The sequence below is a fragment of the Streptomyces sp. AC1-42W genome (assembly GCF_003248355.1).
In the GTDB taxonomy this organism is placed as follows: domain Bacteria; phylum Actinomycetota; class Actinomycetes; order Streptomycetales; family Streptomycetaceae; genus Streptomyces.
Genome location: NZ_QKWY01000002.1, coordinates 318,607 through 330,212, shown reverse-complemented (window position 1 = coordinate 330,212; position 11,606 = coordinate 318,607). Strand labels below are relative to the sequence as shown.

Below are 11,606 nucleotides of genomic sequence, written 5' to 3'. Positions count from 1 at the left end.
CATGGCAGGGAGCGGCGGCGCGACGTCCGGCGACGGCAAGGGGGGCGGCATCCCCGACGGCCTGCTCATCGGGCTGCTGGTATTCCTTCTCGGCCTGACCCTGATGGCGTGGACGGCCACCGGCCTCGCCGGCCTCTTCGCCCACGGCGCCTGGCCCGAAGGCGTCACCCTCACCGAAACACCCCTGGCCCTGCGCCGGCTGCTGGACGCCCCGCACGACCTCCCCGCCGCCTGGCCGAACACCCCACCCGCCGAACTCTCCGGCTACGGCCTCTTCTGGGGCCTGCTCATCGGCGAACTGATGGTGCTCGCGGTGCTGTCGATCTTCGTGATGGGCGTCATCACCCGCTCACGGGCCGTCCTGGCCCACCGCCGCACGGAACGAACCGAACGCCTCGCCCGCCACGAGCAGGCATTCCGCGAGCAGCGGGCACAGCGCCGTCTGCGGCAGTCCACCGGCCGCAAGCGCGGCCGGTGGAACAAGGAGCGGGAGTACGCGGACGAGCAGGCGTTCCCCGAACCCGCACCGGAGCCCACCGACCCCTTCGGCAAGACGGCCCCGGACGCCCCCGGCCCCGCCCCCGTACCGGCGCCCCCCGTTCCCACGGAACACAGCCCCGAAACCGCACCCGTCCCCCAGGCCCAGACCCAAGCCCAAGCCCTTCCGCACCCCGCGGCACCACACCCCCCGCCGGCCGCCGTGCCCGCCCCGCGCACCCCGCTCGTCCTCTACGGCCCCGCCCCCACCCGCCGGGCCACCGCCCTCCAGGCGATCCACGAAGCCGACGGACCCGTGCTCGTGGTCACCGCCGACCCCAGCCTGTGGGCCGAGACCAAGGACGCCCGCGCCAAGCTCGGCCCGGTCCTCGTCTACGACCCCGGCCACCTCTGCGACACCCCGGACCGGCTGCACTGGGCCCCCACCACCGGCTGCGAAGACGCCGACCGCGCGGCCTCCCGCGCCGCCGCGCTCCTCGCCCCCGTCCGGCCCCAGGGCCGTACCGACGCGGCCACGGCCGACACCGCCGAAACCCTGCTGCGCTGCTGGCTGCACGCCGCCGCCATCGACGGCCGCCCCTTCCGCCAGGTCCACCGCTGGGCCGGCGGCGGCAACGCCCACGAACCGGTCCGCCTGCTGCGCACCCACCCGAAGGCCGCCCCCGGCCTCGCCGGACTCCTGGAATCCGCGCTCACCGGACACCCCGAACGCCGGGAAATGGCCCAGGAACTGACGGTACGGGCCTTCGTCGCGCTCTCCTCCGTCCACGTCCGGGACGCCTGCACCCCCAACCGGGCCGACACCCTCGCGCTGGATTCCTTCGCGGCCGAAGGGGGCAGCCTCTATGTGGTGGGTGAATCCATCGAGACCCCGCGAACCGGCCCGGGGACCATGCCCCTGCTCACCGCGCTCGCCTCAGACGTGGTCGAGCACGGCCGCCGCATGGCCGCACGGTCATCCGACGGCCGGCTCGACCCACCAATGACGCTCGTCCTCGACGACATCGCGGCCGTCGCACCCCTGCCCCGGCTGCCGGAACTCCTGCGGACCGGCCAGACCCGCGGCCTCGACACCGTCGCCCTGCTCCGCTCCCCGGAACAGGCCCGCTCCCACTGGACGCAGCAGCTCCGCACACCCAGCACCCTGTGAGCAGCGGCGCTCAGGGCCGCGCCAGCGCGTACTCCAGCTCCCGCACCGCCGGATCACCCGGCATCGGCACGGTCTCCCCGGTCGGCGCGAAGCCAAACCTCCGGTAGAACGCGGCGGCACGCGGATTGTGCTCGTGCACATACAGCCGTACGCGTTCCAGCCGCGGCTTCTCCAGCGACCACGCCCAGTCCACGGCCGCCCGGAACAGCGCGTCGGCCACCCCCGCGCCCCGCGCCTCCGGCCGTACGAACACACCGACCAGATGCCCCTGGTTCACCGCGGCCGGCTCCCCGAAACGCGCCTCCACATCCGGGCCCTCGACGAGCACGGTCACCGAACCCGCCCAGGAACCGTCCGGACCCTCGGCGACGAACTGCCGCACCTGGCCCGCACCCTCATCGGAGGCGTCCACCGTCCGTTCCCGCCACGCCTCATCGGACCGCTCCAGGCCCTGCTCGTACGTCTCCAGGAACGCCACCGGGGCGACCGGGTCCCGCAACGCGGCCAACCGCAGGTCCCGCACCGACTGCCACTCGTCGGCGCGCACCGGCCGTATCTCGTAGTCCATGCGCCGATCCTGACCTGCGCCGCGACGACCACGCAAACGGATTCCCCCCGGCCGGGCAGCCCCGGCCGACCGCCCCGGCGCGGCGTCGTACCCCGGTACTACGCGGCCGTAAACCTCCCGCCCCCGGTCCGACGCCCGCCCCGCGCCGGCTCCGTAGCGTCGAGCACATGATCAGGGCACACGCACTCACCAAGCGGTACGGAGACACCACCGTCGTCCAGGATCTCGACTTCACCGTCCGCCCCGGCACCGTGACCGGCTTCCTCGGCCCCAACGGCGCCGGGAAGTCCACCACCATGCGGATGCTGCTCGGCCTGGACGCCCCCACCCGAGGCCGCTCCACGATCGGCGGCCGCGACTACACCACCCACAGCGCACCCCTCACCGAGGTCGGCGCCCTGCTGGAGGCCCGCTCCGTCCACCCCGGCCGGACCGCCTTCCACCATCTGATGGCCCTCGCCCACACCCACGGCATCCCGCGAGGCCGCGTCGACCACGTCATCGGCCTCGCCGGACTGACCGCCGTCGCCGGAAAGCGCGTCAAGGGGTTCTCGCTCGGCATGGGCCAGCGCCTGGGCATCGCCGCCGCCCTGCTCGGCGACCCGGCCACCGTCATCCTCGACGAACCGGTCAACGGCCTGGACCCGGAAGGCGTCCTCTGGATGCGCACCCTCCTGCGCGACCTGGCCGCCCAGGGCCGCACGGTCCTGATCTCCTCGCACCTGATGAGCGAAATGGCCCTCACCGCCGACCACCTCGTCATCATCGGACGCGGCCGCCTCCTCGCCGACACCACGGTCACCGACTTCACCGCAACCGCCGGCGGCGGCTCCGTGACCGTCGTGACCCCCGAACCCGCCGCCCTGCGCGACCTGCTGCACGGCCCCGGCATCGACATCACCACCGCGCCCGGCTCCGACCGGCTGGACGTACGCGGCACGGACGCCGAACACATCGGCCGCACCGCAGCCGCCCACGCCATCCCCCTCTACGAACTCACCCCACGCACCACATCCCTCGAACAGGCGTTCATGGACCTCACCCACGAGTCCGTCGACTACCGGACCACCGCCCCCGCATCCACCACACCGAGCGCACCGACCGGAGCCCCCGCATGACCGCCACCGCCCTTCCCCACCCCTACCGGGTCACACCTCCGCGGGTGCTCCACTCCGAATGGCACAAGCTGCGCACCCTGCGCTCCAGCTGGATCACCCTGGGCCTGGCCGTCGCCCTCGTCCTCGGCGTCGGCATCGCCATGGGCGCGACCTACTCCTCCGACGGCGGCGACTCGGACGTCGACACCGTCATCCTCGTCCTCTACGGCTCACTCCTCGCCTCGCTCTGCACGGTGGTCCTGGGCATCCTCGTCACCGCGGGCGAGTACTCCACCGGCCTGATCCGCGCCTCGCTCACCGCGGTCCCCCGCAGGCTCCCCGTCCTGTGGGCGAAGGCGGCCGTCTTCACAGCCACTGTCTTCATCCTCATGCTCGCGACCGGGCTCCTCACCTTCGTCACCGCCCAGTACTTCCTCCAGGACACGGACCAGGCCGCTTCCCTCACCGATCCTGGTGTACTGCGCGCCATCGCGGGGAACGCCGCCGGAGTCACCCTCCTCGGCCTGATCGCCCTGGGCCTCGGCGCCCTCCTGCGCTCCGTCCCCGGAGCCATCGGCGCCTTCGTCGGCGGTGTGATGATCCTCCCCGAGGTCATCACCATGCTCCCGTACGACATCGTGGAGACCGCCGTCCGCTACTTCCCCACCCAGGCCGCGGGCGTCCTCGGCTCCTCGACCCCGCTGCCGGACGCCGCCGCACCCGGCCCCGCCCTGCTCGCCCTGCTCCTGTGGGCCTCGGCCACACTGGTCGCGGCGGCCGTACTCCTGCGCCGCCGGGACGCATGAACCGTACGCAGCGGAAACGCCGGAGGGTACGAGTGACGGACGACGCCACGGACCGGCTGCCGCCGCCCACCTCCGGCCCCACCCCGCTGACCCGGCACCTGCAACGCCTGCTCCAGCGCGTCCGCGCCTTCGACCGCCGCCGCCCCGCCGTCTGGAACAGCACGCTCACGGCGTTCTGGGTGCTGTTCGCCGTACTCGACGTCTCCACCGGCGGCTGGAGAACGGTCGCCATCGACGCGCAGGTGCCGACGCCGCTGGTGCTCACGATGAGCGTCGCGTTCTCCGCACCGCTGCTGTGGCGCCGCTCCCACCCGCTGGCCGTGCTCGCCTTCATGGCACCGTTCTCCCTGGCCAACGCCTGGACGGGCGCGGTCGTCCAGGCATCGCTGCTCCAGGAGATCGCGGTCTTCAACATCGCGGTACGGCTGCCGATGCGCACCCTCGCCCGATCCGGCGCCCTGATCGCCGCCCCGCTGGTCATCGCCTCGGCCCGCTTCCCGGACGAGTGGTCGCAGCTGCTGCTCCCGCACGTCTGGATGTTCGCCATCGCCGCCCTCGCCGGCATCGTGGTGCGCACGCGCAAGGAGTACACGGAGGCCCTGGTCGACCGGGCCGACCGGCTGGAACGCGAACGCGACCAGCAGGCCCGCCTCGCCGCCGCCGAGGAACGGACCCGCATCGCCCGGGAGATGCACGACATCATCGGCCACAACCTCTCCGTCATCACGGGCCTGGCCGACGGCGGCTCGTACGCCGCAGCCCGCAACCCGGAACGCGCGGCCCAGGCGTTCCAGGCCATCGGCACCACCAGCCGCCAGGCCCTCGCCGAGCTGCGCCGGCTGCTCGGTGTGCTGCGGGACGACCCGGAGGACGCCGACCGCACCCCGCAGCCCACGCTCGACGACATCGACGCACTGCTGGACGGCGTACGCCGGGCAGGTCTGCCCGTACGGCTGTGTGTACGGGGGACACCGCCGCCCCATGCGCCCAGTCCGGGGCGGCAGCTGACGGTGTACCGGGTGGTGCAGGAAGCCCTGACGAACACCATGAAACACGCGGACCCGGCACCGGAACTCGCGGCCGAAGTCACCCTGGACCACCGGCCCGGCGCCCTCGAAGCCCTCATCACGGACAATGGCAGCCCGCGCCCGGCCTCGGAGGCATCCGCCACCGGCACCGGGCAGGGCATCACCGGGATGCGCGCCCGCGCCTCCCTGTACGACGGCACACTCGAAGCCGGACCGTCGCCGGCCGGACCCGGCTGGCAGGTACGGCTGCGGCTCCCCCTGGAGGACTCCCCCTCGTGACGACCGTGCTCATCGCGGACGACCAGCCGATGCAACGTTTCGGCTTCCGCATGCTGTTGGAGAGCCAGGACAACCTGACGGTCGTCGGTGAGGCCGCCAACGGCCACGAAGCGCTCCAGCTCGTCGCCCGGCACCAGCCGGACGTGGTGCTGATGGACATCCGGATGCCGCTCCTGGACGGCATCGAGGCGACCCGCCGCATCATCAGGGCGGGCTCCCGCACCCGGGTCCTGATCGTCACCACGTTCGACCTGGACCGGTACGCGTACGACGGGCTCCGCGCCGGCGCCAGCGGTTTCCTCATCAAGGACGCCCTGCCGGAGGAGCTGCTTTCCGGGGTACGGGCCGTGGCCGGCGGGGACGCGGTGGTCGCCCCGAGCCTGACTCGCCGTCTGCTGGACGCGTACGTACAGCACTTGCCGGCCGCGCCGGGCGAACCCGCCACCCAGGACCCGCGGATCGCGGGGCTCACGGGGCGGGAGCTGGAAATCCTCACCGTCATCGGGCAGGGCTGGAGCAACGCCGAGATTTCGGAGCGCCTGCACCTCGCGGAGTCGACGGTGAAGACGCATGTCTCCCGTGTTCTCGCGAAGACGGGGGCCAGGGATCGCGTCCAGGCGGTGATCCTGGCGTACGACACCCATCTGGTGACACCGGGCTGAAAGGCCCCGGAAACGCAGAAAAGCCCCGTGCCAGCGGCACGGGGCTTTCCCACAATGATTGTTCGGCGGCGTCCTACTCTCCCACAGGGTCCCCCCTGCAGTACCATCGGCGCTGAAAGGCTTAGCTTCCGGGTTCGGAATGTAACCGGGCGTTTCCCTAACGCAATGACCACCGAAACACTATGAAATTCTGAACAGAACCGGACATGGACACGGCTGTTCGTTATTTCAGAACCAACACAGTGGACGCGAGCAACTGAGGACAAGCCCTCGGCCTATTAGTACCAGTCAGCTCCACCCGTTACCGGGCTTCCACATCTGGCCTATCAACCCAGTCGTCTACTGGGAGCCTTAACCAATCAAGTTGGTGGGAATACTCATCTTGAAGCAGGCTTCCCGCTTAGATGCTTTCAGCGGTTATCCTTTCCGAACGTAGCCAACCAGCCATGCCCTTGGCAGAACAACTGGCACACCAGAGGTTCGTCCGTCCCGGTCCTCTCGTACTAGGGACAGCCCTTCTCAATATTCCTACGCGCACAGCGGATAGGGACCGAACTGTCTCACGACGTTCTAAACCCAGCTCGCGTACCGCTTTAATGGGCGAACAGCCCAACCCTTGGGACCGACTCCAGCCCCAGGATGCGACGAGCCGACATCGAGGTGCCAAACCATCCCGTCGATATGGACTCTTGGGGAAGATCAGCCTGTTATCCCCGGGGTACCTTTTATCCGTTGAGCGACAGCGCTTCCACAAGCCACTGCCGGATCACTAGTCCCGACTTTCGTCCCTGCTCGACCCGTCGGTCTCACAGTCAAGCTCCCTTGTGCACTTACACTCAACACCTGATTGCCAACCAGGCTGAGGGAACCTTTGGGCGCCTCCGTTACCCTTTAGGAGGCAACCGCCCCAGTTAAACTACCCATCAGACACTGTCCCTGATCCGGATCACGGACCCAGGTTAGACATCCAGCACGACCAGAGTGGTATTTCAACGACGACTCCACAACCACTGGCGTGGCCGCTTCACAGTCTCCCACCTATCCTACACAAGCCGAACCGAACACCAATATCAAACTATAGTAAAGGTCCCGGGGTCTTTCCGTCCTGCTGCGCGAAACGAGCATCTTTACTCGTAGTGCAATTTCACCGGGCCTATGGTTGAGACAGTCGAGAAGTCGTTACGCCATTCGTGCAGGTCGGAACTTACCCGACAAGGAATTTCGCTACCTTAGGATGGTTATAGTTACCACCGCCGTTTACTGGCGCTTAAGTTCTCAGCTTCGCCACCCCGAAGAGCAGCTAACCGGTCCCCTTAACGTTCCAGCACCGGGCAGGCGTCAGTCCGTATACATCGCCTTACGGCTTCGCACGGACCTGTGTTTTTAGTAAACAGTCGCTTCTCGCTGGTCTCTGCGGCCACCCCCAGCTCAAGCAGCAAATGCTATCACCAGGAATGGCCCCCCTTCTCCCGAAGTTACGGGGGCATTTTGCCGAGTTCCTTAACCATAGTTCACCCGAACGCCTCGGTATTCTCTACCTGACCACCTGAGTCGGTTTAGGGTACGGGCCGCCATGAAACTCGCTAGAGGCTTTTCTCGACAGCATAGGATCATCCACTTCACCACAATCGGCTCGGCATCAGGTCTCAGACTCATGTGCACGACGGATTTGCCTACCGTGCGTCCTACACCCTTACCCCAGGACAACCACCGCCTGGGCTGGACTACCTTCCTGCGTCACCCCATCGCTTACCTACTACAAGTCTGGTTCGTCGGCTCCACCACTACCCTCAACTCCGAAGAGATCGGGCCGGCTTCACGGACTTAGCATCGCCTGATTCAGTACTGGGCGTTTCAAAGCGGGTACCGGAATATCAACCGGTTGTCCATCGACTACGCCTGTCGGCCTCGCCTTAGGTCCCGACTTACCCTGGGCAGATCAGCTTGACCCAGGAACCCTTAGTCAATCGGCGCACACGTTTCTCACGTGTGTATCGCTACTCATGCCTGCATTCTCACTCGTGAACCGTCCACAACTCGCTTCCACGGCTGCTTCACCCGGCACACGACGCTCCCCTACCCATCCCAGCCCCCGTTGGGGGTACATGCTGGAATGACACGACTTCGGCGGTACGCTTGAGCCCCGCTACATTGTCGGCGCGGAATCACTTGACCAGTGAGCTATTACGCACTCTTTCAAGGGTGGCTGCTTCTAAGCCAACCTCCTGGTTGTCTCTGCGACTCCACATCCTTTCCCACTTAGCGTACGCTTAGGGGCCTTAGTCGATGCTCTGGGCTGTTTCCCTCTCGACCATGGAGCTTATCCCCCACAGTCTCACTGCCGCGCTCTCACTTACCGGCATTCGGAGTTTGGCTAAGGTCAGTAACCCGGTAGGGCCCATCGCCTATCCAGTGCTCTACCTCCGGCAAGAAACACACGACGCTGCACCTAAATGCATTTCGGGGAGAACCAGCTATCACGGAGTTTGATTGGCCTTTCACCCCTAACCACAGGTCATCCCCCAGGTTTTCAACCCTGGTGGGTTCGGTCCTCCACGAAGTCTTACCTCCGCTTCAACCTGCCCATGGCTAGATCACTCCGCTTCGGGTCTAGAGCGTGCAACTCAATCGCCCTGTTCGGACTCGCTTTCGCTACGGCTTCCCCACACGGGTTAACCTCGCTACACACCGCTAACTCGCAGGCTCATTCTTCAAAAGGCACGCAGTCACGACGCACCGAGCAAGCTCGATGCGCGACGCTCCCACGGCTTGTAGGCACACGGTTTCAGGTACTATTTCACTCCGCTCCCGCGGTACTTTTCACCATTCCCTCACGGTACTATCCGCTATCGGTCACCAGGGAATATTTAGGCTTAACGGGTGGTCCCGCCAGATTCACACGGGATTTCTCGGGCCCCGTGCTACTTGGGTGTCTCTCAAACAAGCCGCTGATGTTTCAGCTACGGGGGTCTTACCCTCTACGCCGGACCTTTCGCATGTCCTTCGCCTACACCAACGGTTTCTGACTCGTCTCACAGCCGGCAGACCGTGAAAGAGAGATCCCACAACCCCGCATGCGCAACCCCTGCCGGGTATCACACGCATACGGTTTGGCCTGATCCAGTTTCGCTCGCCACTACTCCCGGAATCACGGTTGTTTTCTCTTCCTGCGGGTACTGAGATGTTTCACTTCCCCGCGTTCCCTCCACACTGCCTATGTGTTCAGCAGCGGGTGACAGCCCATGACGACTGCCGGGTTTCCCCATTCGGACACCCCCGGATCAAAGCTCGGTTGACAGCTCCCCGGGGCCTATCGCGGCCTCCCACGTCCTTCATCGGTTCCTGGTGCCAAGGCATCCACCGTGCGCCCTTAAAAACTTGGCCACAGATGCTCGCGTCCACTGTGCAGTTCTCAAACAACGACCAGCCACCCACCACCCCATCCCAACCGGGACGAGTTCACTGGGGCCGGCAACCGAAGGACGACCATCACGGCCGTACCTTCAGATACCCAACAGCGTGCCCGACCCGACCCGTTACTTGTTCACGTTCCACGCCGAAGCAGTACTAGTGACAACCAACTTGCCGTGCCGAGTAGTCAACGTTCCACCCATGAGCTGACCACCGTCGGACGTTTGCCGACGTAGTGGCTCTGGATTCCTTGCGGAATCTAGATGCTCCTTAGAAAGGAGGTGATCCAGCCGCACCTTCCGGTACGGCTACCTTGTTACGACTTCGTCCCAATCGCCAGTCCCACCTTCGACAGCTCCCTCCCACAAGGGGTTGGGCCACCGGCTTCGGGTGTTACCGACTTTCGTGACGTGACGGGCGGTGTGTACAAGGCCCGGGAACGTATTCACCGCAGCAATGCTGATCTGCGATTACTAGCAACTCCGACTTCATGGGGTCGAGTTGCAGACCCCAATCCGAACTGAGACCGGCTTTTTGAGATTCGCTCCGCCTCACGGCATCGCAGCTCATTGTACCGGCCATTGTAGCACGTGTGCAGCCCAAGACATAAGGGGCATGATGACTTGACGTCGTCCCCACCTTCCTCCGAGTTGACCCCGGCAGTCTCCTGTGAGTCCCCATCACCCCGAAGGGCATGCTGGCAACACAGAACAAGGGTTGCGCTCGTTGCGGGACTTAACCCAACATCTCACGACACGAGCTGACGACAGCCATGCACCACCTGTACACCGACCACAAGGGGGGCACCATCTCTGATGCTTTCCGGTGTATGTCAAGCCTTGGTAAGGTTCTTCGCGTTGCGTCGAATTAAGCCACATGCTCCGCTGCTTGTGCGGGCCCCCGTCAATTCCTTTGAGTTTTAGCCTTGCGGCCGTACTCCCCAGGCGGGGAACTTAATGCGTTAGCTGCGGCACCGACGACGTGGAATGTCGCCAACACCTAGTTCCCAACGTTTACGGCGTGGACTACCAGGGTATCTAATCCTGTTCGCTCCCCACGCTTTCGCTCCTCAGCGTCAGTAATGGCCCAGAGATCCGCCTTCGCCACCGGTGTTCCTCCTGATATCTGCGCATTTCACCGCTACACCAGGAATTCCGATCTCCCCTACCACACTCTAGCCTGCCCGTATCGACTGCAGACCCGGAGTTAAGCTCCGGGCTTTCACAACCGACGCGACAAGCCGCCTACGAGCTCTTTACGCCCAATAATTCCGGACAACGCTTGCGCCCTACGTATTACCGCGGCTGCTGGCACGTAGTTAGCCGGCGCTTCTTCTGCAGGTACCGTCACTTTCGCTTCTTCCCTGCTGAAAGAGGTTTACAACCCGAAGGCCGTCATCCCTCACGCGGCGTCGCTGCATCAGGCTTTCGCCCATTGTGCAATATTCCCCACTGCTGCCTCCCGTAGGAGTCTGGGCCGTGTCTCAGTCCCAGTGTGGCCGGTCGCCCTCTCAGGCCGGCTACCCGTCGTCGCCTTGGTAGGCCATTACCCCACCAACTAGCTGATAGGCCGCGGGCTCATCCTTCACCGCCGGAGCTTTCAACCTTCTCCCAGGAGGGAGAAAGTGGTATCCGGTATTAGACCCCGTTTCCAGGGCTTGTCCCAGAGTGAAGGGCAGATTGCCCACGTGTTACTCACCCGTTCGCCACTAATCCACCCCGAAGGGCTTCATCGTTCGACTTGCATGTGTTAAGCACGCCGCCAGCGTTCGTCCTGAGCCAGGATCAAACTCTCCGTGAATGTTTTCCCGTAATCGGGACCACACATCACGAGAGCGGAACGAACCGGGTCGGAATATGACCCGTCGTCCACTGCGTCCTCGCTGTGTTTTTTGCCTGCCCGATCCGCAAAGGGATCGCACAGGGCTTTCAAAGGAACCTCCAACCTGCCGAAGCAGGCCGGGGTATCAACATATCTGGCGTTGACTTTTGGCACGCTGTTGAGTTCTCAAGGAACGGACGCTTCCTTTGTACTCACCCGCAGAACACTTTCTGGGGGCTTTCCTCCGGGCGCTTCCCTTCGGTCTTGCGTTTCCGACTCTATCAGA

At 65.5% G+C, this 11,606-nt stretch carries 6 protein-coding genes and 3 rRNA genes; 5 read left to right on the top strand and 4 right to left on the bottom strand.

Going from position 1 to position 11,606, the window contains the following annotated elements; genetic code table 11:
* Position 1 precedes the first annotated feature (1 nt).
* Positions 2–1,648 (top strand): type IV secretory system conjugative DNA transfer family protein, encoded by a 1,647-nt coding sequence (locus DNK56_RS19260; RefSeq protein WP_111336464.1) that lies wholly within the window; start codon positions 2–4, stop codon positions 1,646–1,648.
* A gap of 10 nt (positions 1,649–1,658) precedes the next feature.
* On the opposite strand, the gene DNK56_RS19255 is transcribed toward DNK56_RS19260, so the two are convergent.
* Positions 1,659–2,216, bottom strand: coding sequence for a GNAT family N-acetyltransferase (locus DNK56_RS19255; RefSeq protein WP_111336461.1), 558 nt, complete (start codon positions 2,214–2,216; stop codon positions 1,659–1,661).
* Between the two features lie 167 nt (positions 2,217–2,383).
* Between DNK56_RS19255 and DNK56_RS19250 the strand changes: the two genes are divergently transcribed.
* Genes DNK56_RS19250 through DNK56_RS19235 form a run of 4 tightly spaced genes read left to right on the top strand, consistent with a single transcriptional unit; the run spans position 2,384 to position 6,088 of the window.
* Positions 2,384–3,334, top strand: coding sequence for an ATP-binding cassette domain-containing protein (locus DNK56_RS19250; protein ID WP_111336458.1), 951 nt, complete (start codon positions 2,384–2,386; stop codon positions 3,332–3,334).
* Positions 3,331–4,119: an ABC transporter permease gene (locus DNK56_RS19245; protein WP_111336455.1), complete on the top strand. Its 789-nt coding sequence runs from the start codon at positions 3,331–3,333 to the stop codon at positions 4,117–4,119. Before DNK56_RS19250 ends, DNK56_RS19245 begins: the two co-directional genes overlap by 4 nt.
* A 32-nt stretch (positions 4,120–4,151) precedes the next feature.
* Positions 4,152–5,426: a sensor histidine kinase gene (locus DNK56_RS19240; RefSeq protein ID WP_446750471.1), complete on the top strand. Its 1,275-nt coding sequence runs from the start codon at positions 4,152–4,154 to the stop codon at positions 5,424–5,426.
* Positions 5,423–6,088 carry a response regulator gene (locus DNK56_RS19235; protein WP_111336451.1) on the top strand — a complete coding sequence of 222 codons (666 nt, stop codon included), beginning with the start codon at positions 5,423–5,425 and terminating at the stop codon, positions 6,086–6,088. Before DNK56_RS19240 ends, DNK56_RS19235 begins: the two co-directional genes overlap by 4 nt.
* A 60-nt stretch (positions 6,089–6,148) precedes the next feature.
* On the opposite strand, the gene rrf is transcribed toward DNK56_RS19235, so the two are convergent.
* The 3 genes from rrf to DNK56_RS19220 form a co-directional block, all read right to left on the bottom strand.
* Positions 6,149–6,265: ribosomal RNA gene (gene rrf / locus DNK56_RS19230) — 5S ribosomal RNA — on the bottom strand.
* Positions 6,266–6,346: 81 nt separating this feature from the next.
* Positions 6,347–9,472 (bottom strand): 23S ribosomal RNA (locus DNK56_RS19225).
* Between the two features lie 301 nt (positions 9,473–9,773).
* Positions 9,774–11,299: ribosomal RNA gene (locus DNK56_RS19220) — 16S ribosomal RNA — on the bottom strand.
* The 16S, 23S and 5S rRNA genes sit together here, the layout of an rRNA operon.
* Positions 11,300–11,606 lie beyond the last annotated feature (307 nt).